The organism is Synechococcus sp. Cu2B8-bc1011 (assembly GCF_047302735.1).
Lineage (GTDB): Bacteria > Cyanobacteriota > Cyanobacteriia > PCC-6307 > Cyanobiaceae > Synechococcus_C.
This window is the reverse complement of the sequence record NZ_CP138915.1, coordinates 894,829-919,928: the sequence shown is the minus strand read 5'-3', so window position 1 is coordinate 919,928 and position 25,100 is coordinate 894,829. Positions and strand designations below refer to the sequence as shown.

Annotated in this window: 21 protein-coding genes and 1 tRNA gene; 10 read left to right on the top strand and 12 right to left on the bottom strand. The window is 55.6% G+C overall.

Annotation, left to right across the window (positions count from 1 at the left end; genetic code table 11):
• Window positions 1-158: 158 nt before the first annotated feature.
• Window positions 159-2,744: a TIGR03960 family B12-binding radical SAM protein gene (locus SIC18_RS04670; RefSeq protein WP_413430511.1), complete on the bottom strand. Its 2,586-nt coding sequence runs from the start codon at window positions 2,742-2,744 to the stop codon at window positions 159-161.
• A gap of 165 nt (window positions 2,745-2,909) precedes the next feature.
• Between SIC18_RS04670 and SIC18_RS04665 the strand changes: the two genes are divergently transcribed.
• From SIC18_RS04665 to SIC18_RS04655, 3 genes are read left to right on the top strand one after another with little or no spacing between them, the layout of a single operon-like run.
• Window positions 2,910-4,136: an LL-diaminopimelate aminotransferase gene (locus tag SIC18_RS04665; protein WP_048347863.1), complete on the top strand. Its 1,227-nt coding sequence runs from the start codon at window positions 2,910-2,912 to the stop codon at window positions 4,134-4,136.
• A gap of 41 nt (window positions 4,137-4,177) precedes the next feature.
• Window positions 4,178-4,489 (top strand): ATP-dependent Clp protease adapter ClpS, encoded by a 312-nt coding sequence (gene clpS, locus SIC18_RS04660; protein WP_048347862.1) that lies wholly within the window; start codon window positions 4,178-4,180, stop codon window positions 4,487-4,489.
• Between the two features lie 20 nt (window positions 4,490-4,509).
• A complete protein-coding gene (locus SIC18_RS04655; protein ID WP_413430299.1) occupies window positions 4,510-5,340 on the top strand; it encodes a CPBP family intramembrane glutamic endopeptidase in 831 nt (276 codons plus the stop codon).
• Here SIC18_RS04655 and SIC18_RS04650 read toward each other — a convergent pair.
• On the bottom strand, window positions 5,304-6,908 hold the full coding sequence (locus SIC18_RS04650) for a photosystem II high light acclimation radical SAM protein (RefSeq protein ID WP_413430298.1): 1,605 nt from the start codon (window positions 6,906-6,908) through the stop codon (window positions 5,304-5,306). The two genes, SIC18_RS04655 and SIC18_RS04650, sit on opposite strands and share 37 nt — an antisense overlap.
• Before the next feature lie 162 nt (window positions 6,909-7,070).
• Between SIC18_RS04650 and psbA the strand changes: the two genes are divergently transcribed.
• The 3 genes from psbA to SIC18_RS04635 all read left to right on the top strand — a co-directional run bounded on the left by psbA (window position 7,071) and on the right by SIC18_RS04635 (window position 11,553).
• On the top strand, window positions 7,071-8,150 hold the full coding sequence (gene psbA, locus SIC18_RS04645) for a photosystem II q(b) protein (protein ID WP_006854385.1): 1,080 nt from the start codon (window positions 7,071-7,073) through the stop codon (window positions 8,148-8,150).
• Between the two features lie 152 nt (window positions 8,151-8,302).
• Window positions 8,303-9,814, top strand: coding sequence for a TRIC cation channel family protein (locus SIC18_RS04640; RefSeq protein WP_413430297.1), 1,512 nt, complete (start codon window positions 8,303-8,305; stop codon window positions 9,812-9,814).
• Window positions 9,815-10,017: 203 nt separating this feature from the next.
• On the top strand, window positions 10,018-11,553 hold the full coding sequence (locus SIC18_RS04635; RefSeq protein WP_413430296.1) for a bifunctional orotidine-5'-phosphate decarboxylase/orotate phosphoribosyltransferase: 1,536 nt from the start codon (window positions 10,018-10,020) through the stop codon (window positions 11,551-11,553).
• Between the two features lie 263 nt (window positions 11,554-11,816).
• On the opposite strand, the gene SIC18_RS04630 is transcribed toward SIC18_RS04635, so the two are convergent.
• The 3 genes from SIC18_RS04630 to SIC18_RS04620 all read right to left on the bottom strand — a co-directional run bounded on the left by SIC18_RS04630 (window position 11,817) and on the right by SIC18_RS04620 (window position 14,955).
• The gene (locus SIC18_RS04630; protein WP_413430295.1) at window positions 11,817-12,239 is read right to left on the bottom strand and encodes an OsmC family protein; all 423 of its coding nucleotides are present in this window, start codon (window positions 12,237-12,239) and stop codon (window positions 11,817-11,819) included.
• An 89-nt stretch (window positions 12,240-12,328) separates the two neighbouring features.
• Window positions 12,329-13,138 carry an HAD-IIB family hydrolase gene (locus SIC18_RS04625; protein ID WP_048347858.1) on the bottom strand — a complete coding sequence of 270 codons (810 nt, stop codon included), beginning with the start codon at window positions 13,136-13,138 and terminating at the stop codon, window positions 12,329-12,331.
• The gene (locus SIC18_RS04620) at window positions 13,135-14,955 is read right to left on the bottom strand and encodes an alpha-amylase family glycosyl hydrolase (RefSeq protein ID WP_413430294.1); all 1,821 of its coding nucleotides are present in this window, start codon (window positions 14,953-14,955) and stop codon (window positions 13,135-13,137) included. The genes SIC18_RS04625 and SIC18_RS04620 overlap by 4 nt, the downstream gene beginning before the upstream one ends.
• Window positions 14,956-14,965: 10 nt before the next feature.
• Between SIC18_RS04620 and SIC18_RS04615 the strand changes: the two genes are divergently transcribed.
• The 3 genes from SIC18_RS04615 to aroC all read left to right on the top strand — a co-directional run bounded on the left by SIC18_RS04615 (window position 14,966) and on the right by aroC (window position 17,949).
• Entirely contained in the window at window positions 14,966-16,246 is a 1,281-nt protein-coding gene (locus tag SIC18_RS04615) for a glycosyl transferase (RefSeq protein ID WP_048347857.1), read from the top strand.
• 78 nt (window positions 16,247-16,324) lie between these two features.
• Window positions 16,325-16,801, top strand: a complete 477-nt coding sequence (locus tag SIC18_RS04610) for a cupin domain-containing protein (RefSeq protein WP_413430293.1) — start codon at window positions 16,325-16,327, stop codon at window positions 16,799-16,801.
• A 59-nt stretch (window positions 16,802-16,860) separates the two neighbouring features.
• Window positions 16,861-17,949 (top strand): chorismate synthase, encoded by a 1,089-nt coding sequence (gene aroC / locus SIC18_RS04605; protein ID WP_413430292.1) that lies wholly within the window; start codon window positions 16,861-16,863, stop codon window positions 17,947-17,949.
• Between the two features lie 12 nt (window positions 17,950-17,961).
• Here aroC and SIC18_RS04600 read toward each other — a convergent pair whose 3' ends face one another.
• The 7 genes from SIC18_RS04600 to SIC18_RS04570 form a co-directional block, all read right to left on the bottom strand.
• On the bottom strand, window positions 17,962-18,573 hold the full coding sequence (locus SIC18_RS04600) for a hypothetical protein (protein WP_413430291.1): 612 nt from the start codon (window positions 18,571-18,573) through the stop codon (window positions 17,962-17,964).
• A 39-nt stretch (window positions 18,574-18,612) separates the two neighbouring features.
• Entirely contained in the window at window positions 18,613-19,263 is a 651-nt protein-coding gene (locus SIC18_RS04595; protein ID WP_048347848.1) for a bifunctional 4-hydroxy-2-oxoglutarate aldolase/2-dehydro-3-deoxy-phosphogluconate aldolase, read from the bottom strand.
• Window positions 19,238-21,088 (bottom strand): ATP-dependent zinc metalloprotease FtsH3, encoded by a 1,851-nt coding sequence (gene ftsH3, locus SIC18_RS04590; protein WP_048347847.1) that lies wholly within the window; start codon window positions 21,086-21,088, stop codon window positions 19,238-19,240. The genes SIC18_RS04595 and ftsH3 overlap by 26 nt, the downstream gene beginning before the upstream one ends.
• Before the next feature lie 45 nt (window positions 21,089-21,133).
• Window positions 21,134-22,303, bottom strand: coding sequence for a sulfate adenylyltransferase (gene sat, locus SIC18_RS04585; protein WP_048347846.1), 1,170 nt, complete (start codon window positions 22,301-22,303; stop codon window positions 21,134-21,136).
• A gap of 102 nt (window positions 22,304-22,405) precedes the next feature.
• Window positions 22,406-23,227 carry a photosystem II manganese-stabilizing polypeptide gene (locus tag SIC18_RS04580; RefSeq protein ID WP_048347845.1) on the bottom strand — a complete coding sequence of 274 codons (822 nt, stop codon included), beginning with the start codon at window positions 23,225-23,227 and terminating at the stop codon, window positions 22,406-22,408.
• 197 nt (window positions 23,228-23,424) lie between these two features.
• Entirely contained in the window at window positions 23,425-24,750 is a 1,326-nt protein-coding gene (coaBC, locus tag SIC18_RS04575) for a bifunctional phosphopantothenoylcysteine decarboxylase/phosphopantothenate--cysteine ligase CoaBC (RefSeq protein WP_048347844.1), read from the bottom strand.
• Complete coding sequence (locus SIC18_RS04570; protein WP_048347843.1) at window positions 24,740-24,970, bottom strand: DUF2555 domain-containing protein; 231 nt, start codon at window positions 24,968-24,970, stop codon at window positions 24,740-24,742. Before SIC18_RS04570 ends, coaBC begins: the two co-directional genes overlap by 11 nt.
• A gap of 45 nt (window positions 24,971-25,015) precedes the next feature.
• Between SIC18_RS04570 and SIC18_RS04565 the strand changes: the two genes are divergently transcribed.
• Window positions 25,016-25,088: transfer RNA gene (locus SIC18_RS04565), tRNA-Ala, on the top strand.
• Window positions 25,089-25,100 lie beyond the last annotated feature (12 nt).

Sequence of the window (25,100 nt, the reverse complement as noted above, 5' to 3'; positions counted from 1 at the left end):
ATTCGGAGTGAGTAACTCCTCTGATTTGGAGCTCGACTGCAACGCCTGGGCGTTGTTTGAAACAGGAGGCTCTGGCCTCTTTTTCCGCAGGGTGTGGGAGCAAGAAGGTCGGGACGAAACCGTGGCGCAGGCCCGTGGCTTGACGTCTTGTAGTGAATTTAGCACCGCACAAGCCGTAGTTCGAGGCGACGAACATTGTGAAGATGTAAAGACTGCATCAAGGCTTCAGACAACCAGTGCTTGAGCTGTGCGGGCTTGAGGCTTCGGCCTTGGTGATCGATCTGAGCGAAGAACTCAAGTCTCACCCCCTCTACCGGTTCACCAGTCACCGCTGCTCCCTCAATCGGAGCAACGATCTCAAGCGTCTCCAAAGCAGGTCTGCAATCGCGCTGACGAGGACGTCCTTTTTTATCGGTGTCGTCCCAAACAAGCGTGTCTCGCGCCAACAAATCGTCCACCGCCTGCTTCCACTGATCCAAAGAAAGCGAAGGGTCGCCTGCTTGAGGTTTCAGCTCAAAGCTCCATCGGGCTGCCTCCAATTGCTGCGAGAGGCTCGGACCAGACACTGGCACTTCATAGGCCTCGATCAGCAGAAGGCCTGGGGGGAGGGTCTGTTGCCAACGCTTCAAAACCTGAAGCGCCTCAACCTGTTCAATGAATTCCAAATCCAGCCATTCCCCCTCCCCTTGCACGCCTAACGGCAACGCCAAGGCGAGCTGAAGACGGGGAAGGGGGTGAAAGCCACCGGTGAAACTCACCGGCAATTCAGCGCGTCGAAGCGCACGCTCAAACAAGCGCACCAAATCGAGATGGCTGAGCAGGGCCATCGCGCCCGTTTTGCTGAAGCGAAACCTGATCCGGCACACCCGATCGCTCGGTGGAGCTTGCCTTGGCTTCTGAACAGGGATCTCAGGGGAAGGAATCACCACGTTGTGGCCTAGGTCCGGGCCACAGACCCCACAACTGCTGCATCCCTCAAACGAACAATCCGGAACCACAGCAGCGTCAAGCGCTCGCTTGAGATCTTCTGCCAACCAGCGCTTATCAATCCCGGTATCGATGTGATCCCACGGCAAAGGCTGGGAACAAAACGCATCCAAGCCCTCCTCGCTAAGCGCATTGGCGCGTCCCCAGCCGCCGAGTTCAAGGGCCCGATAGCGGCCCTCAAGGCCTGCCGCTGCAATCGCGCCCGTCCACGCCTCATAGGTGCGGTCGAGGGACTCGAACCATGCATCCATCCCAGCACCCGCCCGCCATGCCGCTTCAATGACAGGCGCCAGGCTTCTGTCTCCGCGACCGACGAAGTCCTCCATCGCCGAAAGCCTCACATCCGTGAAGTTGAAGCGCACACCGCGGAGTCGCTTCCCGGCTTCCCTCAGCAACTGCTGACGCCTTAAAAACTCCACAGTCGAAACGCTGTGCCACTGAAACGGCGTGTGCGGTTTCGGGGTGAAATTACTGATGGTGATATTGAGATTGAGGCGACCCAAATCGCGGCAGCGATCGAGCAACATCCGACAGGTCTCGGCAATGCCGAGCACATCGGCATCGGTCTCACCCGGCAGCCCGATCATGAAATAGAGCTTCACCTTCCGGTACCCGTTCTGCATTGCCGTGCGGATTCCATCCACAAGGTCTGTATCCGTCAGGCCTTTGTTCACGATGTCTCTCAGCCGTTGGGTGCCGGCTTCCGGAGCAAACGTCAGGCCCGACTGGCGCGAGCCCCCGAGGATATGCGCGATGTCGTCATCGAAACGGTCCACCCGCTGACTGGGCAACTGAAGCGTGACGTTGCGATCGGCAAGACGATTCCGAAGCTCAACCCCCACCGCAGGTAACGCCAGGTAATCGCTGCAGCTCAACGACAGCAATGAAAAGTCGCTGTAGCCCGTTCTCTGCATTCCCGTTTCAATCGCCTCAATCACGGCCTCGGGCTCCACGTCTCTTGCGGGCCTGGTGAGCATTCCCGGTTGGCAAAAACGACAGCCTCGGGTGCAGCCACGCCGAATTTCCACGGTTAATCGGTCATGCACCGTCTCCACATGGGGAACAAGTCCCATCGCGTAATGGGGCATGGGCGTTGCAACACGCCTCAGCAGGCGGGCCGGGAGACCCGGCTCCCGCGGCTCCACGCTGATCCCTTGCTGATCAGGTCCATAGAGGGACGGCACATACACCCCTGGAACAAAAGCCAGATCACGGAGTAAATCCGTTCGGGACAAGCCGGCAGCTTTGGCTTCTGCCACCACCAATCCAATCTCGGGGAGAAGCTCCTCCCCGTCACCTAAAGCAATGAAGTCGAAAAAAGCGGCGTACGGCTCAGGGTTGCTGGTCGCGGTGGGACCACCAGCAAAAATCAAAGGGGGAGACTCAGGGTGCGAGAGGGGCAAGTCACCTCGATCGGCCGCATAGAGCGGCACCTTCGCCAAATCCAACATGGCGAGAATATTGGTCGCACCCAGCTCGTAACTGAGGCTGAAGCCCAGGATGTCGAAGGCTGGGAGCGGCCTCCGGCTCTCCACGGCAAACAAGGCTTGATTCCGCTCTTTCAGCCTCTCGGAGAGATCAGCCGCAGGAAGGTAAGCCCGATCACACAGCTGACCAGGAACAGCGTTGAGAATGGAATAGAGAATGATGTGACCGAGGTTGCTGGAACCCACCTCGTAAATCTCTGGATAGGTGAGAGCCCAGCGCACCCGCGCCGCTTCCCAATCCCGCGGCTCCACCCCCAACTCGTACCCCATGTAGCGGGCGGGGCGGTTGATTGAGGCATCCACAAGCTGATCAAACGCCACGACAGCGTGGGGATCAGGATCCTGTTTCGTGTGGGACGGGGCGACAATCACGACCACCAGGCCCTGCTTCTTTCATCGTATGTAGCAGGATGCCCGCAGCAACCCCAGTCATTCGTGGTCAAGGTCAACGGCAATTACCTGAAACTCAAAGCGGGTTATCTGTTCCCGGAGATTGGCCGCAGGGTGAAGGCCTTCAGTAGCGCCAACCCCGAGGCCCAGCTGATTCGTCTTGGCATCGGAGACGTGACAGAGCCGCTGCCTCTGGCCTGTCGGGACGCCATGAAATCAGCCATCGACGAGATGGGGACAGCAGAAGGATTCCACGGCTACGGACCTGAACAGGGCTATGCCTGGCTTCGCGAAGCGATTGCCCGCGATGACTTCCAAGCCAGGGGCTGTGAGATCAGCGCAGAGGAGATCTTTGTCTCGGATGGCTCCAAATGCGATAGCAGCAATATTCTCGACATCCTTGGGAGCGGCAATCGCATTGCAGTCACCGATCCGGTGTATCCGGTCTATGTCGACAGCAATGTGATGGCTGGCCGCACAGGCGAGGCTGGTGATGACGGTCGTTACGGCGGCCTCACCTACCTGCCGATTAGCGCCGATAACGGGTTTTCAGCGCAGATTCCCAGTGAACCTGTTGACCTGATTTATCTCTGTTATCCCAACAACCCAACCGGTGCTGTCGCCACGAAGGCGCAACTCAAAGCATGGGTGGACTACGCCTGTGCCAACAAGGCCTTAATCCTTTTTGATGCCGCTTATGAAGCCTTCATTCAGGATCCCGAGCTGCCCCACTCCATTTATGAGATCGAGGGCGCTCGCGACTGTGCGATCGAATTCCGCTCCTTTTCAAAAAACGCAGGATTCACAGGCACGCGCTGCGCCTTAACCGTCGTCCCAAAAGGGCTGAAGGGCAAAGCTGACGATGGTTCAGACGTGGAGCTTTGGGGGCTTTGGAACCGTCGTCAGAGCACCAAGTTCAACGGTGTGAGCTACATCATTCAGCGTGGCGCAGAAGCGGTGTACTCCGACGCAGGGAAACAGGAAGTGAAGGCGCTCGTGAGCTTCTACATGGAGAACGCCTCCATCATCCGGCGCGAGCTCAGCGCTGCAGGCATCGAAGTGCATGGAGGAGAGCACGCCCCTTATGTGTGGCTAAAAACCCCTTCAGGCATGGACTCCTGGAGCTTTTTCGATCACCTCCTTCAGAAGGCCAACGTGGTGGGAACTCCAGGTAGTGGCTTCGGTGCTGCAGGAGAAGGCTATTTCCGCTTATCCGCTTTCAACAGCCGTCGCAATGTCGACGAAGCCATGGCCCGCATTCGCAACCTTTGACCTGATCACTCCTAGATTGGGATTAATGGGATTCAGTCGCAATGGTGGACACACCCAGCCGTAGCCCCGGTGGGGCTGCGGTTCTTGATAAGCAGACCGAGCGGGTGCGCAAGACATCGCCCCGCTACAAGGTTTTGCTTCACAACGACCCTGTCAACAGCATGGAGTACGTCGTTGTCACCCTTCAGCAGGTGGTTCCCCAGCTCAGTGAACAGGATGCAATGGCCGTGATGCTGGAAACCCACAACACGGGGGTCGGTCTCGTGATCGTTTGCGACATTGAACCCGCTGAGTTCTATTGCGAAACCCTGAAGAACAAGGGACTGACCAGCACCATCGAACCAGAAAGCTGAGACCAACCTCTTTCACAGCGTTGAGGACATCCTGGTTCACGCTGAAACCACGCTGGGTCCCCACTGTCACTCTCATTCCTGTCCTTTATGGAGTGGGTTGGTTGGTGTTGCAACCCATCAGCCTTCTGGTTCCAGGAGGAACGATCCCTTCTCAAGACTTGATCGGGACGGGCATCAGTGTGTTGTTGTTTCTGCTGATCCTGCCCAGCTGGACGCGCACCCGCTGGGAAACGCGTCACCCATGGAGACAACTTGGACTGAAGGCTGCAGCGCGTGGGCCGAGCAGTTGCCGCTCTCTTCTGAACGGCCTGGGATGGGCCGCTTCACTGTTACTGATCATTTGCTTGATCAGCTTGGGAGGTCAATGGGGGCAATGGCTGGGCGATTTCAGTGCTGCCAAGCTGATCAACGCCCTACTTCTTTGCTTTGGCGTTGGGCTGATCGAAGAGCTGCTATTCAGAGGCTGGCTCTTGGGAGAGCTCAATCTGCTCATTGGTACGAAGCGAGCGGTTCCCGCACAAGCGGTGATTTTCAGCCTGGTGCACACCCGATTCAATTTGGGATTTTGGCCGATGCTGAGCCTATTAATTGGTTTATTCCTACTTGGGATGGCCCTTGCGACGCGTCGGCAACTCGACGGTGGTTCACTGTGGGGATGCATCGGGCTGCATGGAGGATTGGTTGGCGGGTGGTTTGCGCTTCAGTCCGGCTTAATTCAGTGGTCTCCTCAATCTCCGTTTTGGCTAACAGGCCCTGGAGACAATCCCCTTGGAGGCATGGTGGGAATTGCTTGCTTCGCAGCGTTACTTAGGTTTCAGCTGACGGCCTTGGCTAAAGCGGCTCGTCCCTGAACAGGAGCACGAAGAGCTTGGTCGAGGGGCACAACTCCGTAATCCCTCTCCAGAAGGTCCATCACCGTTTTGCCAAAACGACTGGGATCGCGATCGAACGCTTCCAGGCAAACCCGACCAAACGTGCTGCCCATCGGCTCAGGATTCCAGAGAAGTTTGCGTGCCGTCCACGGCATCATGCTCATCGGGTTGTAGCCAGGCTTAATCAGGCCTTGATCGAAGCCGTATTGCTCGAGATGCGTATGCGGCTGTAAGCCGATGAAGAAAATGGCAGGCTCGACTCGATCTTTACCAAAAATCGCTTCAAGCTCACGGTGATACGCCACGGTTTGTCGAATCGTTTCCGGCCTTTCATCAATCACGTTGAAGGAGTAATTCACGGACACGTGGTCATCGAAGCCCGCCTCGGCAAGCATGCGGCAACTGTCCAAAACAGTGCGAAGGTTGTAGCCCATTCGCATTTTGCGCACGAGCTCCTGGGACCCTGACGTAATCCCAATTTCGAAATAACTCATGCCCGTCTCAACCATCAACTGAGCCAACTCAGGATCCAAGTTGTCGGCCCGGATGTAGGCCGCCCAACGAATCCCCGTTAGGCCTTCAGCCTTGATCGCACGCAACAGCTCTTTTGCATCCTCGATGTATTTGCGAGCGGGGATGAACTGAGCATCCGTGAACCAAAAGCCCCGGACTCCCCGGTCGTAAAGCTGCCGCATCTCAGCGACAACCTCCTGCACGGGATTGACCCGCACTTGCTTGCCTTCCACAACGGTGTAGACGCAATAACAACAGTTGTGTGGGCACCCTCGCTTGGTCTGAACGCCTACGTAAAAGTCACCACCCTCCAAATACCAATCGAGTTGTGGCCAGATCGAAGAGATGTAGTTGTAATCACACGCTGTCTTCGGCCTGCTCTCGGGTTGCTCATGGATCAAACCCGGGCGAGGAGGGTCTCCCACAACGAAACATCGCTCGCCATCTAGCGGTTGTTGGGCCAGGAGCTTTTCGAGAAGGGGCTCACCCTCGCCAATTGAGATGATCGTGCCCTTGGGCAAGGATCGGCCCAGCTGTTCGTAAAAAACGCTGACTGCCCCTCCTCCGAGGACAGCACGGGCCTCGGGACGATGGCGACGCGCGCGTTTCAAACCATGGCGCACCAATTTCTGATTGCGATGCAGTTCGCCGTAATGACTCGTCATTAAGCGCAATCCACCCAAGGCACCTTTGACGCGCTTGAGAGGGTTGCGTGCGTAGAACACTTCAAATGAGTTTTGAAGCGGGTTTCCACCCCGACCATCCACAGGGGCATAAATCTGAATGTCCCTCCAGGAGAACACCAACAGCGTGGGGCGAAACTGATCCACCACGTTGAGCAAAACGCCCTCAACATCCAAGACAGGAAGTGCGGCCAGATCAAGAATGCGCTGGGGCAAGTTCGGGAAACACTTGTGCAGGTGATCAGCCAGATAAATCGGGCCAATCGGAAAGATCGGATTGCATGGCAAGCGCACAAACAGGACCCTTTCGGCTGCTGAGCTTGAAGTCGCTATTGGCGCTGCGTTGGTCATCTGCGGACGCTAACAACTGCATCCGCCGCAGCGCCCGGCCCCGGCTTCACAATTACTTCATGAACAAGCGCTTACAAAGCGCAATCTTGCTTTACATTGCGTGTGGCAGGGCATCCTGCCCTTCCGTAACCGTCTCCTTGCGAGACCTTCTTTTCCGTTCTCATGACTACCACCATCCAGCAGCGCTCCGGCGCTAATGGCTGGCAGCAGTTCTGTGAGTGGGTCACCTCCACCAACAACCGTCTGTATGTCGGTTGGTTCGGTGTGTTGATGATCCCCACCCTGCTTGCCGCTACCACCTGCTTCATCGTCGCTTTCATCGCCGCACCTCCGGTTGATATCGACGGCATCCGCGAGCCTGTTGCAGGTTCACTGATGTATGGCAACAACATCATTTCTGGTGCTGTTGTTCCTTCCAGCAACGCCATTGGCTTGCACTTCTACCCCATCTGGGAAGCTGCCTCACTCGACGAGTGGCTCTACAACGGCGGTCCTTTCCAGCTGGTTGTGTTCCACTTCCTGATCGGCATCTACGCCTATATGGGACGTGAGTGGGAACTCTCCTACCGCTTGGGCATGCGCCCTTGGATCTGTGTTGCTTACAGCGCACCTGTTGCTGCTGCATCTGCAGTGTTCCTGGTCTACCCCTTCGGTCAGGGTTCGTTCTCTGACGCCATGCCTTTGGGCATCTCTGGAACCTTCAACTACATGTTGGTGTTCCAGGCTGAGCACAACATCCTGATGCACCCCTTCCACATGCTGGGAGTGGCTGGTGTTTTCGGTGGTTCACTGTTCTCCGCCATGCACGGCTCACTGGTGACCTCCTCCTTGGTGCGTGAAACCACCGAGACCGAGTCCCAGAACTATGGCTACAAGTTCGGCCAAGAAGAAGAGACGTACAACATCGTGGCTGCTCACGGCTACTTCGGTCGCCTGATCTTCCAATACGCCTCCTTCAACAACAGCCGTAGCCTGCACTTCTTCCTTGCAGCCTGGCCTGTGGTCGGCATCTGGTTCACCGCCCTTGGCGTGTCAACCATGGCCTTCAACCTGAACGGCTTCAACTTCAACCAGTCGATCCTTGATGGTCAGGGCCGCGTCCTGAACACCTGGGCCGACGTTCTTAACAGAGCTGGTCTTGGCATGGAAGTGATGCACGAGCGCAACGCTCATAACTTCCCCCTCGACCTGGCTGCTGCTGAGTCCACACCTGTGGCTCTTCAGGCACCTGCCATCGGTTGATCCGGAACCCAATCCAAGTTCAGGTCAACTGAACGAGGAAGCCCCCGCCTTTCGGCGGGGGCTTTTTTGTGGCTTGGATCAGTCCTGTTGACTTGTTGGATGATGACATTGATCCAAATTCGAGCAGCATTAAAATCAAGACAAAAGGATCCGTGAAGCTCAAGACATTCGCCATCGCAGTGGCGTCAATGGTTCTGATCATGAGCTTGTCGGCGTCTGTTTCTGCCTCGGGAAAGAACGTCATCCAGGGGGGCTGGTACCCCTGGAAGCCCTATCAATATCTTGAAAAAAATAGTAATGACCGACTCCAACTCACCGGCCTAGATGTTCAGCTGCTGAAAGAGGTTTTTGAGGAGGAATTGGGGCTAACACTCAAACTTCCTCAGGTGGACTGGAAGGTCCATCAACAAGACATCAGTGAAGGAATGCGTGATGTAGCAGGAGGAGCCTTTATCACGCCAGACCGAGAGCGCTATGCCTACTTTTCAGCCCCTTATCGAAACGAAGACATCGTTTTGATCAGTCGACGATCGGAATCGAGCGCAATCGCCATGCTTCAGCCTGATGAGTTTAAGCAATCATTCCCCTCAAGCAAACTTCGAATAGGTGTTGTATCTGGGTATTACTACGGAGATGCCATCGATAGCTTCCTCAAGAATCCATCCAATCAAGATCGATGGACATCAGTGAAAACAGACATCGAGAATCTACAGAACCTGGCGAACGGAAAGGTTGATTTAGTTGCCATCGATCGCCTAGTAGGGAGCACTTTAATTTGGGAAGAATCTCTCAGTCGAGATCTAATTGCCGGTAAAGAACACATCTTCTCAGGTCCAATTGTGGCTCTTTTTAGTCGTCGTACCACATCACCTGCACTCGTTGCCGCATTTGATCAAGCGATGCAAAAACTTAAAGATGATGGACGTTACAACCAAATCGTTCGCGATTATCTCTTCCCTTCTTTATTGGCCATGACAGCAGGCCAGCCATGGTTTTTCGCCCTAGAAACGATTGGAACGGCAGCCTTTGCTTTTTCCGGAATCTTATTGGCACGACGCGATCGCTTCAGCCTATTTGGCGCACTCGTACTTGCAAGTCTTCCCGCCTTTGGCGGTGGAATCATCAGGGATTTGATTGCAAATCGAGACCAACCAGCAGTCCTTCAATCCACTCACAACCTAATCATTGTGATTGCACTCGTGCTGATCAGTCACTTTTTGGCAAGGCTTACGAAGCTACGCGGTTTGCCCAGAATGCTGGAAAAACTTCACTTTGGAGAAAAAACCGTTCAAGTTTTGGATGCCCTCGGCTTATCAGCTTTTACCGTTGTGGGTGTCATCGTGGCCGTTGAGGAGAAATGCAATCCCTTGATCCTCTGGGGGCCAATCTTCAGTGCCATGACTGGAGCGGGCGGAGCCATTCTTCGTGATGTGATTCGAGCCGACGCAAGCCATCCGACCCTTCGGCACGACTTCTACGCCGAACTCTCTTTCTTCTGGGGATTAATGCTATCGATATTCATCACACTGTACGCAAATTCCAACAATTTACATCCATTACCAATGAATCTTGCCGTTCTACTTACAACTCTTGGATGCTTACTGTCCAGGCTAATAGTGATGCAGCGGGGAATCAAATCATCCACCTTCATGAGCAAGACTTAATCGGTCGCCTGCCATAACGAGCCGTGAATCAATGAGATCAAAAAGGAAATCAACTTACTGGATTTGTTGACCATGCGGATCTGAACCATCCAGACCAATCCACGCTATCGACACCGATCCGACCCTTAAATACTTCATTTGATGGATCAGAGTCACGAACAATCCAGCCAAAGTCCATTCTAGAGGAATCAATCCCCAGAGCCATGGGCTTTTTCACGGCACTCACCGATGCGATGAGCAGTCGGAAGTCGCTGCTGGTGACGGGCCTTGATCCCAATCCTGAAATGCTGCGCAGCTGGGCAGACCTGCGCGGACTCAACGGCAGATCACTGCTCAGCCAAGCCCGTTCATGGTGCAAGTCCGTCATCGAAGAGACGGCTGATCATGTTTGCGCCTACAAACCAAGCCTCGGCTTCTATCAAGCGATGGGTTCTGCTGGTGTGGAGCTGCTGTTGGAGGTGCGTGAACTGCTGCCTCCAGACGTGCCGCTCATTATCGATATCAAGCATGGAGATCTCAATAGCTCGAGCGCTATCGCTGCCTACCTGTTCCAATCCCTGCATGCCGACGCCGTAACACTCAATCCTTTTGCTGGTCAAGACATTGCAGCTCCTTTCCTTTTATATCCAGGGAAAGGAGTCTTCATTAATTGCCATAGCTCCAATCCTGCTGCGCGCGATCTTCAACATCATCCCGATGACCACAATCCTTTCTATTTAAAAGTGGTGCGAGAAAGCCAAAGCTGGGGGACGCCAGAACAACTGTTGCTTGAAGTCGGCACCAGCAACCCAGCAATATTGGCTGATGTGCGACAAGCAGCACCCGAACGATTTGTCATGCTCCGCTCACTCTGGGGTGAGGAAGGGAATTTGCAATGTCTGCTCAAAAACGGCTTAAACAAGATGGGAGATGGATTGTTGATCCCACTTCCTCAAAATTTGCTGAACGGGAACAAAATCAATGAACAGGCCGCAACACTCAAAGGAAGGATTAATCGAATTCGCGACCAACATCTCCAAGAAAGAGCACAGACTGATGCAATCCATCCAGAACAATGCAGAATCTGGCCCCACTCGGATCAATCCAATCAGGATGACTCCATCACGACGGGCAGGAAAGATGGAGTGACGCCAATCGATCAAGATCTTTGGGATCTTGTGATCGATTTGTACGATATCCGCTGCCTTCTATTCGGGGAATTTAAGCAAGCAAGCGGTGAAATTTTCAACTATTACGTTGATCTTCGTCAGATCATTTCTGATCCCGCTCTTTTCCATCGCGTTCTCGATTGCTATGCCCAGGTGCTAAGGCCCTTGCGATTCGACCGCATTGCAGGGATTCCTTATGGATCTTTACCCACGGCTACGGGCTTGTCATTGCAATTGCATAAGCCACTGATTTACCCAAGAAAAGAAGTGAAGGCCCATGGAACCCGGCGAATGGTGGAAGGAGAGTTCAAGAAGGGGGAGACCGTGGCCGTGGTCGATGACATTTTGATTACCGGCGGAAGCGTGATGGAAGGAATCGGGAAGCTCGAATCATCTGGCTTGAACGTGCGTGATGTGGTGGTGTTTCTAGACCATGGTGGAATCCATGATCTCCGCGCCAAGCAGCGTTTACAGAGCCACGGAGTGAAGCTGCAAGCCGTGCTCACCCTCGACACCATCAGCCATGTACTCGAGGCCTCGGATCGAATCAGCCCCCATCAGGCACAAGCTCTGCGACACACTGACCAATGATTAGCCGAGCGACAAGGAAGATGAGCTGTCCCTCGAGCAGCAAATCGGGATCCACTTGATGCTGGTAAAAGGACTACTGCTCAATTCATTCGCATCGAGTGGTGACATAGCTGCATCCCGGTCAATCACAACATCTGTTTCCCATTGGTTTTAAACACACCCGCATCAAAAGATTGGAAATACGCTGTTTCGAGAGAGACGCCAATCGGAAGGAATTGAAGTCTTATCACAATCTCCTGGCCTGAATGCCTTTACTAAATTAACTAGAGAGACGTAGAACTTGCATCGTTCCAGATCAAATCAATCGAGATTGAAGCCTCGAGGTTTCGTTTCACTGGGCAATCATTCGCGACACGCTTCAAGAAGGTCTTCTGTTCCTGACTAAGGGCAACAGGGAGGCTGATCTGAGCTTGAAGGCTTTCAATGCGGCGCGGTCCTTCGCTTGTCATTGTTTTTTCAACGATGACGTTGGCGTCCACGAGGTCCCAGCCGCGGCGCCGTGCGGCGATGCCCATGATGGTCAAGATGCACGTTCCAAGGGCTGTCGCGAGTAGGTCAGTCGGCGAAAAGCTTTCGCCAAGGCCATCATGATCAGTTGGTGCATCGGTGTTGAGGACGGTGCCCGAGGGTCCGTGCTGAGCCGTGCAGTGCAAGTCACCTGTATATCGGCATTGAATCGCTGTCATCCGTACTTGATCATTCCTTTGTTCAAGTCTGCTCCCGTTTAGGAGGGAGCTTCACACGGTCTTTGAGGGAAAGATTGCAATGGTCAGGATCAGCACGATTCATTGAGAACGTGCTGAAAGACCGCCTCGGCCCAGCCCTGAGCATGGCAAGCAGGCGCCAACTGGTAGCGGCCTTGAGCAATGGCGTCAGCGAAGACCGGATGGGGACCATTCGCACCAGGCACAACAACTGAGAGATCACCAGCCTCAAGGAGGGGCTGATCATTGGGGGAGTCACCCAATGCGAGCACCCGCACTGGAGAACCACCACTGCGCTGCTTTAAAACCTCCAGCGCTCGCCCCTTGCTCACCTCTGCGCCGAGTAGGTGCCCCATCCGGTTGCCCTGTACAACAGCGAAACCAAGTTGGTTGGCGAGGTCTGGCAAGCGTTGCTGCGCTGATGAAGAAGGAGGCACAAAGGGCAAACTCCAACGCCTCGCGCAAGCCAACTGCAGCGCTTCGCCCTGCAACCCAAGAAGGTCGAGAGCCTCTTGATCCGAAAGTGCATCAATAGGTTGCAACGGCTCACTGAGCAACTGCTCAAGCTCAAGCAAAACCGGGCGAAGCTCAGCAACAGCGCATCCGAGGACAAGCTCCCATGGCTCACCATCATTGGTTTCCCCATGAACAGCCCCTCCGTTTTCAACGATGTACGGGTCCTTCAACCCAACTGCAGCCCTGAAATCTTTCACCTCCACCGCCGTTTTGCTCGTACAGGGAATCACAGGAATTCCCTTTAGCTGCAAGCCACGGATCGCCTCCCGTGCCGGCTCCCAGTTGTAGGCATGGTCCATCAGAGTCCCATCGAGATCGGTGACGACCCACCAGGGGGTTGAGGACAGAGCATCTGTTTTCGTCATCGAGTCAACCAATGCACAGCAAACGGCTCAAGGTCGAGAGCCGTTTGGCCCGCAACAAAGGAATTCCCGTTCAACACGTCATGCCAAACAGACCCTGTGGCGTTAGCAAGGGTGCTCAAAGGGAAACTGAGGCGAACATCACTGAAATTGTGAATGGCAAACAGAGTGCTTGCCCCTTCACCCCTCTGCAGAATCACTACATCAGAGCGTCCTTCGCTCAGGACCGTCATTGGGGAGAAGGGATCTAGCGCCGGCTGGCCACGACGGACAGCCATTGCTTGTTGCAGTAACTCCACCACCTGACGGGGATCGCTTTCAACATCAGCCAACAAACGCTCTAAACGGTCGAGTTGAAATTGAGGACGGTTGAGGTCGCGCCGATGACCGCTGAGGCGAAATCGAGCATTGTCATTAGGGGTTGCCAGTAACGCCGGCAGGTAAAACGCAGGCACACCGGGCAACGTCAACAGCAGCAATTGCGTCAACACAAAACGCGCTCGTTGATGGTGTGATGGATCCCTCCCTGGAGCCGCCATGGCACTCCACCAGCTGATATTGATCTCATAGGGAACGTCCAGTCCATCCGCCATGCGCCGGTGACTCACCAAACCACCCCTCTGCTCGCATTGCTTCAGCAACTGGAGCAAGCGATCGGATTCCATTAACCCTTCAAGCGGCCGCAAACCAATCCCGTCATGACAGGCCGTGAAATTGAGCAGGCCTGTCCCTTGAGGGAGCTGAGGCCAACGCGCCAGCCAGGAATTCAGCAGATCTGCACGACGACTGAGACATGCCTCGAGGACCAAAGGAGGTAAGGGGAAGTTGTAGGCGAGATGCGCTTCAGAACCAGTGGTCAAATAAGACAGATTTTCCTGCTCGGGGACATTCGTCTCCGTCACCACCACTCCCTGAGGACATCGAGACTCCAAAAGAAGACGCAACACTTGCACCAATCGATGGGCTTGAGGCTGATGGATGCATTCACTCAAAGGTTGTTTCCAGACAAACCCCACGGCATCAAGGCGCAACCATTGGATGCCATAACTGCAAAACAGATCGAGCAGGCGAGTGAACCCCAGCAAAACCTCAGGCTCTCGCCAGTTCACATCCACTTGATCGGGCCCGAACGTGGTCCAGACCGTTTCTGGGCCCCGATCTGTCGCGAGGGTGGTGAATAGCGCCGAACTGCGCGGGCGCACCACATTGTCCCAACAAGGGTGGGGAGCAGCAGCCAACACACATCGCGCGCCAGGTTCCTCTCCCTTCAGAAAAGCCCGCACCCAAGGGTGCGACGCTGAAATGTGATTGAGAACCAGATCAGCCATCAACTGGCGACCATCAGCCAACGCGGCCAGATCATTCCAATCGCCGAAGCGTTGCTCAATCTCCTCATGGCTGGCAACGGCAAAACCTCCATCACTGGTGGAGCGCAAGAAGGGCAACACATGGACGACCGATGAGAGGCCATGGAAATGGTCGTGGAGAAGAGCCTGCAAACAACGGAGGCCAGGCTGGTTATTGGCGCTCACCGTATCGGCATAGGCAATCAACACACAACTCGAGGAATCCCATCGCGCAGCCGTTGCCGTTGCATCTGCACTCCCAAGATCGAGCGACTCTGAAACAGCAATCTCTGACGCGGACCGCTCGGAATGCAGCAATTGCGACGACAGCCGATTGAGATCCTCCGAAGAATGGTGTTCATAGAGCTCCGACAGAAGCGATGGCAACCACTTATGCGCCATTAACTGCTTCGACACCATGCCTTTGCCAAGTGCATCAGGTATGGAACAGAGCTTCGCAAATTGTTGTCGCATTGATCACCGCATGGATTTTCAGCAGGGATTAATCGCCACGATTCATGACTACGGACTCGGAAAGCTGGACCTCCCAGACTTTCGTCGTCAGCTGAGGCAACGCCCAACGTCCTTGCTGATTCCGTGCCTCATGGAAGAGTTCAGCCGTCCTGCGCTCGGACTGATCCGTGAGGTGCTGGCAGAACTAAGCGGCCTCGAAGAACTCGTGATCGCGTTGTCAGCGGAGACCTGCGACGACGTCGCCGCCGCGGAAGCCTTCTTCTCTGACATGCCATTTCCGGTACGCGTGCACTGGACGAATGGTCCTGCCGTTGCCGAATCACTGCAGTCCCTTCAGACGCTTGGCCTCAATGTGACCGGACCACCTGGGAAAGGCTGGGCTGTGTGGCAAGGGCTTGGTGTGGCTTGCAGAAGCGCTGAGATCGTTGGTCTCTTTGATGCTGACATCCGCACCTTTTCACCGGCGTACCCACAAAGAATGCTGCGACCGTTGCTGGACCCCTCTCTCGGTGTGGCTTATGTGAAAGCGTTTTACAGCCGTCTTTCGCTCGAGACCCAATCTCTGCATGGGAGAGCAACACGCCTTTTTGTAGGCCCACTCCTCACCAGCCTGGAGCAGATTTTTGGGCCGATGCCTTATTTGCGCTATCTCCAATCATTTCGCTACCCCTTAGCCGGCGAGTTCGCGTTCACCAGAGATCTGGCCATGAATTTGCGCATTCCTTCGGACTGGGGACTCGAAATTGGTTTGCTTTCAGAGGTGTATCGCCATGTGGCCCCTCGCCGCATCGCCCAAGTGGATCTCGGCTTGTTTGATCACAAGCACAAAACATTGGGCAATGCTCCTTCAGAGGGATTGCAACGCATGGCCGGTGAAATTTTTGCCACTGTGCTTCGTGGACTCATGGAGCATGAAGGTCGAATGTTGTCTCCAGACCAAATTCCAACCCTTGAAGTGCTGTTCCGACGGGTCGGCGAAGACCGTGTCCAACAGTTTGGATTGGATTCAGCCATTAATCGTCTGCCTTACAGCCGACACAGCGAAGAGCTTGCTGTCCAAAGCTTCGCAACCTTGTTACGTCCCAAAGTTGAGGAATTGATGGCAGCTCCAGTGGCCCATCAGCTCCCTAGCTGGTCGAGGTTGCTGTGCTGCACCGAACGCTTACAAGCAGACCTTGCCGAAGCAGGCCAGACACGGAGCATTAAGGCAGCAACCAACAAAACGCCACGACATCATCACCATCGCCCACTGATGGCATGTCCACCGAGACGTCCTGCGACAGCAGCATGAGCATTGGCTTAATCGAGGCCAGGCCAGAGGGCTCTGTCTTGGCCTGCCTGGCGATCACAAAGGAGGAGAATGGATGGTATGAACACACGCAACCCCTCAGAAGTCGTTGAAAAGCTGGTAGAGGAATGGAAGCTGCAACCCCATCCAGAGGGCGGTTGGTATCGCGAGCTGCATCGAAGCTCTGTGCTTGTGGTTCGACCTGATCAGCAACAGCGCTGTGGCATCAGCACAATCTTGTATCTCTTGGATTCAGGATCGCTCAGTCGCTGGCACAGGGTGAGCCATGCCGATGAGGTGTGGACCCATCTACAAGGAGCACCCCTCAGTCTGTGGTGCCTTAAGCCCAAGGCTGATCAGGCCACTCGAGAGGTGTTGTCGATGCATAACCCTGTTCAAGTCATTCCAGCGGATCACTGGCAGGCCGCCAAAGCCGAAGGTCCTTACTGCCTGGTGAGTTGTTGTGTTGGGCCTGGGTTCAGCTTTGAAGATTTCACCATGCTCAGAGATCTTCCAGACAGCGAACGCCCAAAGGGAGCGCATCCTGATCTGATCTGAACGCATCAGAGTTCAACAGTGAAGCCGACTCATTACGCTCATCCCAGCAGGGAGACAGCATGGGCAGCAGCTTCGGGGAACTGTTTCGGATCAGCACCTTTGGGGAATCCCATGGTGGAGGCGTGGGCGTCATTGTGGATGGCTGCCCGCCCAGGCTGAAATTAGATCTAGAAGCCATTCAGGCAGACCTCGATCGCAGACGTCCGGGTCAAAGTCGCATCACCACACCGAGGAAAGAAGCTGACCAGGTCGAGATCCTGAGCGGATTACTGGATGGGGAAACCCTGGGCACACCGATTGCGATGGTGGTGCGCAACAAGGACCAACGCCCTCAGGACTACAAAGACATGGAAGTGGCCTTTCGCCCATCCCATGCCGATGCCACCTATCAAGCGAAATACGGCATCCAGGCCCGCAGCGGCGGCGGCAGAGCCTCGGCCCGGGAAACGATTGGACGGGTAGCAGCGGGAGCGATCGCCAGGCAGCTTCTTAGGAAAGCCAATGGCACCGAAGTGATCGCTTGGGTGAAGCGAATCCATGATCTCGAGGCGAGCGTTGATCCCAGCTCAGTCACGCCGGAACAAGTGGAAAGCAACATCGTGCGCTGCCCTGATCCAGGAATGGCCGAACAGATGATTCAACGCATTGAAGCCATCGGCCAAGAGGGAGATTCCTGCGGCGGAGTGATTGAGTGCGTGGTGAGGCAAGCGAGCACGGGGCTGGGGATGCCCGTCTTCGACAAGTTAGAAGCTGACCTCGCCAAAGCCGTGATGTCACTGCCCGCCACAAAAGGCTTTGAAATCGGATCGGGCTTTGCCGGAACGCTGCTGAAGGGCAGTGCCCACAACGATGCTTTCCTACCCACCCAGGATGGAAGCTTGCATACGGCTACCAACTATTCCGGAGGCATTCAGGGAGGAATCAGCAATGGGGAAGCGATTGTGATCCGAGTGGCCTTCAAGCCAACGGCCACCATCCGCAAGGAGCAACAGACCATCAACGCGGCAGGTGAGGCGACCACGCTCTCAGCGAAAGGACGCCACGACCCTTGCGTCTTACCAAGAGCCGTTCCGATGGTGGAAGCCATGGTGTCCTTGGTTCTTGCCGATCACCTGCTCAGGCAGCAAGGGCAATGCAGCCTTTGGTGATCTGAAAGAGCCCTAGCTTCTAGCCGGAGACTTGATCCCACTGCTACTAGCCAACTGTGCTGCCGCTTTCGCCATACGGCCAGCCGTGGAACGCGTTGAAGTGGACTCAGTCACCGACTTACGGGCACGGCGCGCTTTACGAGGCTTTCCGACTGATGCCAAGGAGGTGGTAGACGTTTCCGTTGTCTTGGCCACCCGAGCTTTGGCCACCCGCGATGAGGAGGAAGCTCGTTTCGTTTTTGTTGCGGTCGTGGTGCGCGCAGCAGCAGCAGGCTTCTCGGCCTTCACCGCTTTGCTGGCTTTACTGGCTTTACTGGCTTTACGCGGTTTGGAGACTTGGCGATTGCGATGGCTCAACACCATCACCCATTCCTCATCCGTCAGGGCTGCGGGCTTGCTCCCATGCGCATTGGCCAACTTGGCCGCCTTCTCAATGTCTTCAATCAGATTGACCCAAGAGGTGGCAAAGCGCTTGTCGGACTGAGACCTTGCGCCGCTTTCAACCAAGGTCTCCACAACACCAGCTGCCGTGACCTTTTTACGGCGACGGTTAAAGATCTCTTTCTGCAATTGCGCGATCAGAGCATCCGCCTTGTCGCTCAGCTTGATGGATAACTGAGACATCCGAAACCAAATCACTATCCCATCTGTAGCAGATAAGACTCACGTCAACCAATCGCGTAGATCGGCGATGGCGTTCGTTGCGCCGAGGACGCCACGACCGAGGGCAATCGCGTCGTAACCAGCGGACAGCCAGGGATCCAAGTCGGCCACACTCAACCCGCCTGCGGCAATCATGAAGGGCAGATCCCACATCGGGGCTGCAATCTGACGGTGGTAATCGAGGCCCAGCACAACTGCAGGAAACAATTTCACAACATGGCAACCAAGAGCAACCGCCTGGCGAATTTCGGTTGGCGTCATCACACCAGGAACAAGACAACAGTTGTGTTGATGTGCCATCAAGACCAGGCCCTGATCCAAGAGCGGAGACATTGCATAGGGCAGATCGAGATCGATCACTGCCTGGAGACCCCGTTGTGACGTCACAGAGGCCACTCCCAGCTGAACGGTTGGATGCCTCAGCCGGATCGCCGCGATCAGGGCACTCCAGCGAGGGTGATCCATCCAGGCAACTTCAATGTGGTGGACGCCAAGATCGACCAACTGGTCGATGCGTTGACACAACAGTGACTGCAAAAACGGCCCAAGGAGATCACTCTCCTTGGGCCGCAACACCATGATCAGTGGCTGACGACGCAACGAGGCCATCAACCACTGCTGACGATCAGACGTACTCAGCAATTCGCACATCGCGTCGGATCAAGAGATCCTGAAGTTCCTGTGAATCAACAGTTTCGCTTTCAACCAGCATTTCGGCGAGCTCATCAAGGACAGAGCGGTTGTCATTCAAGACCTTGGTGGCACGGTGATAGGCCACATCAACCAGATCGGAAACCTCGGAATCAATCGTGGCTGCCGTGTCCTCGGAGAAATCACGTTCAGCTGCGATATCGCGACCCAAGAACATTCCTCCTTGTGCACGGCCTAGAGCAACAGGACCAAGCTTGTCGCTCATCCCAAAGCGGGTCACCATCTGACGGGCAACCGAAGCAACTTGCTGAAGGTCATTGGAAGCACCCGTTGTGACCTCGTCTTCTCCGTAGACGATTTCCTCTGCAACCCGACCGCCTAGGGCCACAGCCATTTGGTTTTGGAGGTAGGTCCGTGAGTAAAGGCCAGACTCCATCCGCTCTTCGCTCGGCGTGAAGAAGGTCAGACCACCAGCGTTACCGCGGGGAATGATCGAAATCTTCTGCACGGCGTCGTAATCAGGCATCAATGCGCCCACCAGGGCATGACCAGCTTCGTGATACGCCACAAGCCACTTGCGTCGCTCGCTCATCACCCGGTCTTTCTTCTCGGGGCCCACCATGATGCGCTCGATCGCATCACTGATCTCGTCGTTGCTCACCTCCGTGAGTTGGCGACGCGCGGCAAGGATTGCTGCTTCATTGAGAAGGTTGGCCAGGTCAGCACCGGTATAACCAGGGGTCCGGCGAGCCACCTTGTCGAGGTCCACATCCTTCGACAAGGTTTTGCTGCGGGCATGAACGCCAAGAATTTGAAGACGACCGGCGTAATCAGGACGATCAACTGTGACTTGGCGGTCGAAACGACCTGGACGCATCAAGGCTGAATCCAACACGTCAGGGCGGTTGGTTGCGGCAATGATGATGATTCCGGTATTGCCTTCAAAACCATCCATCTCCGTCAGGAGCTGGTTCAAGGTTTGCTCGCGCTCATCGTTGCCGCCGCCGAGACCAGCACCACGCTGTCGGCCTACGGCATCGATCTCATCGATGAACACGATGCAAGGAGCATTTTTCTTGGCCTGTTCAAACAGGTCACGGACACGGCTGGCACCCACACCAACAAACATCTCAACGAACTCAGAACCTGAGATCGAGAAGAAGGGCACTCCCGCTTCACCCGCCACTGCCTTGGCAAGCAAGGTTTTACCCGTCCCCGGAGGACCAACAAGCAAACAACCTTTAGGAATTTTCGCTCCAACAGCAGTAAACCGATCTGGGTTCTTAAGGAAATCAACCACCTCAGTGAGCTCAAGCTTGGCGCCTTCAATTCCGGCAACATCCCCGAAGGTGATCTGCGTGGTGGGCTCCATTTGGACCCGCGCCTTGCTCTTACCAAAGTTCATGGCTTGGTTTCCACCACCGCCGCCGCCCTGGGCGCGACGGAACAGAAAGAACAGGCCGCCAAGCAGCAACAACGGGAAGATCAAACTGGTCGCTGCTTGCTGCCAAGCGCCAGGCTGGCGTGAAGGCTGCACAGCGATGTCAACGTTGTGATCCGTCAACATCTTCAGAAGATCCTTGTCCGGAGCGAGGTTGACCTCCGCACGACGACCATCGGTCTCAACAATCTGAGCAGTTCCACGGTCGGGAGATAGCAACACTCTGCTGACCTGATCTTCCTGAACGGATTCCACAAAATCGCTGTACCGCAGCGTGCGAGCTGCCGTTGCAGGATCGGGACGGTCAAGGAACGCCGTACCCACAACGATCACTACCACTACGAGCAGGACATAAAGCCCCACATTGCGCCAACGCTTGTTCAAGGTTCTTCGCCTCTGATGAAGGAATGTTAATAGGAATTGAAAGCGTCAGGAGGCCCGCAGGACCTCAACCACGCTGCGGAACGCAAACCACTCCGGGATCTCTTCGCCACTACGGAGCATCTTGCGGAATTGGGTGCCGCTGAGCTTTTTGACATGCAAACCGCGGGCCTCCGCATGTTCCGCAGTGACATACCCCTCTTCGTCGGTAAAGACAAGATTTAAGGAGGGAACGGTCTCCATCGTCAGTTCAGGAGCGCACTCTTTGGCAAAATTCTGCGCGTCATAGGGGCCGTAAAAATCATCCCCTGAGAGTGAGGATTTACATCCAGCCATATCCCGGCCAATGATGAAGTGAGTACAGCCGTAATTGCGGCGAATGATCATGTGCTGCAAGGCTTCACGCGGACCAGCCATGTGCATGGCGTACGGCAGATAAGCCCAACGAATACTCGCGTTATCCACCTCTGCGGCCAGGCGTTCATAGGTCTGGAAGCGAACGGAGCCTGGAATATCGTCCTGCTGGGTGGGCCCACAGGTGGGGTGGACCAGCACGACGGCATTCTCGCTGACGTTTTGGGCGTGCAGTGCGCGGGTGAAGAGCTCGTAGTGGGCGCGATGAATGGGATTACGGCACTGGAATGCCACCACGTCTTCGCCGTCGGGGAGGCCGGCTCGGACCTCAGATGGCGTTTTGCAGGGGAAGACACGCTTCGGAAGCTCCAAGCCCTGAATCAGGCCCCCGAGATAGAAACGACGGCGCTCTGTGGCGATCATGCGCACCGCCGGGTGCTCTAGCGAGGTGGTGCCATAACAGCCTTTGGCCTCGACAACCTTGTCGGGTTCCCACTTATCTCCAACGGTGAGAACAGCCAGATCCTGACCTTTGTAGGTCAACAACACCTTGTCTCCAACCGCGACGTCCTCACGATCGGTATCCATCACAATCGGCAACCCGAACAGGTAGCCAGAGGTGGTGCGATGCCCGGCAACAACGGAGTCGTAGTCGGCCTGATGCATGAATCCCCGCTCTGGGGAAAATCCACCGACAACAAGCAGCTCAACATCACAGGCATTGCGATCAGAACATTCGATGCTTGTGGTGGCAGAAGCCTTCAGCGCTGCATGCTCAGGGGCTGACACCATCAAATCCACCAAGGTGCCTCCGTAAGGAGCAATCACCCCGGAGCGCTGCGAGGAAGAGGAAGTGGCAGTCATCGGCGATTCGTGTCTGGATCAGGGATGGCGAGATTCTCCCAGAAGACAGAAAAAAGGAGGGCCTGAGCCCTCCTTTTGAATCAATGCGTCTGAACTGGAAGGTCAAGCCTCCTCAAGACGACCGAAGACCTCTCCACTGATCTTCACGTCAACGATTTCGCGACCACCCATATCGGAATCGGAAGGTTGAATCGCCGAGAAGACGCCAGCAAATTCGCCGGTTTCAGGATCCACCTTGGTGATCGAAAAGCTCATCTCGCCCGTGCCATCGATGTAGCGCTTGACGTTTTCGCTCTCAAGCTCTTCGTAATCACCACCAAGTCCCACGAGTCCCTGGGGATAATCCACACCAGTGGTTAAGGCGCGACCCTTTGGATCGATGAAGTTACTGGTGCGGTAGCTAGGTGTGCGGTAGGTGCCGTTGAAGTCGGTACTGGTTGTCAGAGCTGAACCGTCAGCCGTGGCTTGAAGGTTTTTGCTTGAGAAGGTGAAGGGGAATTCCTCACCACCAGGAACCAACACCGTGATCGGCTGGAAATCAATACCGCCTTTTTCGCTGAAGCTCAGACCTTTGTCACCAACGACGAGATCGCCAAAGACTTCATCCAAGCTCGAGGTGTAGCGAGTGAGGATTTTGCCCTCAACGAATTGCGCCTCTTGACGCTTATTCGCGGGTTCGCCTTTGACAAAGACCCGAGAGGGATGCATACAGATCCCACGCAGTTCGTAACCGGAACCAGCCGTGAGGCTGATGGAGCCACGTGCCGAATCAGGAAGGGTGGGGCAATCATTGGCCTTGCCCGTGTTGCGGATGTCGTCATAGGTGACGTTGGATCGATCTATGGCCTCAGCACCACCACTGCAGGCGGTTACAACAAAGAGACAGAGGGCTAGCACCAGGGCCAGCAGGGGACGGATGCGCATAGAAGAAAGCTGATAAGCCGGACGAAGACGGTATCCACCGATTTTTCGATCTTACAAGGCGAAAACGAGCGTTCCGGCAAGCCTTTTGCAGCTCTCAACAAGCCTTCGCGTTGCGGGTCGCAAAGGGAGGGTCTCGAAACCGTTGAACGTCCCAATTCAACAGTGACTGAGAACGCTCTCAAGCAATTATCAAAGACTTAACTGCCTGAGACAACGTGCTGCGAATTGAGGGCATGCAGCGCTGGCAGTGGCAGGGCGGGCAATTGCAGGGCGATCTCATCCAGCAAGCGATTCGCGAGCTCAAGCTTGCATTGAGGCAAGAACGGGTCCTTTGTGCCATCGCGCCTGAGCAACCAGCCTCCGTTCCGATGCGAACCAAACCCCTGATTGGGCTGATCAATGGGATTCGCAAACAACAGGTCGCATTGTTTGGCAGAGAGTTTTTGACGCGCCCGTTCCAGAAGCGAATCAGCTTGACCACTGAGAGCAGCAAATCCCAAGAGCACTTGACCTGGGGGGCGGCGCTCAGCCAAACCGGCCAACAGATCGGGGACAGGCTCCATTTCGGCCGAAAGAACGCTGGCCAATGCGGCCTTCGCGGGCTTGTCAGGAGATGCACCACCACGCCGGCGCAGATCGGCCACCGCTGCCGCCATTGCCACCGCGTCCACGCCCGGTTGAAGATCCATCAGTGCCGACTCCATCGCTTGCGCTGACTCCACCGGATGGCAAGACACTCCCTCAAGCCAGGCATCTGGCAACTGCAAGGGGCCATGGATCAACTCAACCCGAGCACCCCGCCACCGAGCCGCTTGAGCCAGCATCACGCCCATCCGGCCGCTGCTGCGGTTGCTCATGATTCGGGCAGGGTCCAGGGCTTCCACCGTTGGGCCAGCGGTCACGAGCAGGGAACGTCCACTCCAATCACGCATCAATTGGCGTTCCTGGCTCCCTTGCTGAAGCGCATGGAGAACCGCCAATTGAATCAAAGCGGGATCGGCCATTCGCCCCTCTCCGATTCGATCACAAGCCAGCAACCCGGGCTCTGGTCCTAGGCACAGGACCCGTTGATCCCCTTGCAAGAGATCCCAGTTGCGACGGACCGCGGCATTGCCCCACATTGCTGTATTCATGGCTGAGGCCGCCACCACTGGGCGCTCGCAGGCCAACAGCAGGGAGGCCAGCAAGCCATCTCCGAGCCCCTGGGTCCAGCGGGCCAAGCTTGTTGCACTTAGGGGCGCCACAACGACAAGATCAGCCCATTCAGCCAACTCGACGTGCAATGGTCGAGGTTGCGATGGCTCCCACTGATCCTGATCTTGCAGACAAGGGTGACGACTCAGACTTGCGAGCGCCACAGGACTGACAAGGCGCGAGGCGCTGGGAGTGATGACACAACGCACCTCGGCCCCCGCCTTCACCAACGCGCTTACAAGGAGAGGGGTCTTAACCGCGGCGATGCTTCCCGATGCTGCTACAAGAAGACGACGCCCCTCAAGAAGCCTTGGGGCCTCAATCTTCATCAAATGGTTCCTGATCAACTAAATGAACATATGGACCCGTGAGCTCGGGCCGGTGAATCGCCAAGGCACGCAACAGATGCCAATCACTTAGGCCATCAAAAGGGGTTGGGTAATCGTCGTCTTCAAGGCGCTGGGCAAGCGAAGCCACCTTGTCGTCGTCAAACGCATCCAGAGATTCCGGCGTGATCGGCATGCTGGTTCCCTGACGAGAAGAACCCATTCTGCCTCGGGCAAGACATAGAGCTGTCGCTAAGTTTCGAGCGACGGGGTCTTAGCTCAGCTGGTAGAGCGCTGCGATCGCACCGCAGAGGTCAGGGGTTCGAATCCCCTAGTCTCCATGTATTAATAGC

Coding starts and splice junctions, on each gene's coding strand:
- SIC18_RS04570 (WP_048347843.1), bottom strand. CDS start 24,970: ATGGGTTCTTCTCGTCAGGGAACCAGCATGCCGATCACGCCGGAATCT.
- SIC18_RS04600 (WP_413430291.1), bottom strand. CDS start 18,573: ATGTCTCAGTTATCCATCAAGCTGAGCGACAAGGCGGATGCTCTGATC.
- SIC18_RS04610 (WP_413430293.1), top strand. CDS start 16,325: ATGAACACACGCAACCCCTCAGAAGTCGTTGAAAAGCTGGTAGAGGAA.
- SIC18_RS04670 (WP_413430511.1), bottom strand. CDS start 2,744: ATGGGGTACGAGTTGGGGGTGGAGCCGCGGGATTGGGAAGCGGCGCGG.
- psbA (WP_006854385.1), top strand. CDS start 7,071: ATGACTACCACCATCCAGCAGCGCTCCGGCGCTAATGGCTGGCAGCAG.
- SIC18_RS04630 (WP_413430295.1), bottom strand. CDS start 12,239: ATGACAGCGATTCAATGCCGATATACAGGTGACTTGCACTGCACGGCT.
- SIC18_RS04620 (WP_413430294.1), bottom strand. CDS start 14,955: ATGCGACAACAATTTGCGAAGCTCTGTTCCATACCTGATGCACTTGGC.
- SIC18_RS04595 (WP_048347848.1), bottom strand. CDS start 19,263: ATGTGCGAATTGCTGAGTACGTCTGATCGTCAGCAGTGGTTGATGGCC.
- SIC18_RS04635 (WP_413430296.1), top strand. CDS start 10,018: ATGGGCTTTTTCACGGCACTCACCGATGCGATGAGCAGTCGGAAGTCG.
- aroC (WP_413430292.1), top strand. CDS start 16,861: ATGGGCAGCAGCTTCGGGGAACTGTTTCGGATCAGCACCTTTGGGGAA.
- clpS (WP_048347862.1), top strand. CDS start 4,178: ATGGTGGACACACCCAGCCGTAGCCCCGGTGGGGCTGCGGTTCTTGAT.
- SIC18_RS04615 (WP_048347857.1), top strand. CDS start 14,966: ATGGATTTTCAGCAGGGATTAATCGCCACGATTCATGACTACGGACTC.
- SIC18_RS04580 (WP_048347845.1), bottom strand. CDS start 23,227: ATGCGCATCCGTCCCCTGCTGGCCCTGGTGCTAGCCCTCTGTCTCTTT.
- SIC18_RS04650 (WP_413430298.1), bottom strand. CDS start 6,908: ATGACCAACGCAGCGCCAATAGCGACTTCAAGCTCAGCAGCCGAAAGG.
- coaBC (WP_048347844.1), bottom strand. CDS start 24,750: ATGAAGATTGAGGCCCCAAGGCTTCTTGAGGGGCGTCGTCTTCTTGTA.
- sat (WP_048347846.1), bottom strand. CDS start 22,303: ATGACTGCCACTTCCTCTTCCTCGCAGCGCTCCGGGGTGATTGCTCCT.
- SIC18_RS04625 (WP_048347858.1), bottom strand. CDS start 13,138: ATGACGAAAACAGATGCTCTGTCCTCAACCCCCTGGTGGGTCGTCACC.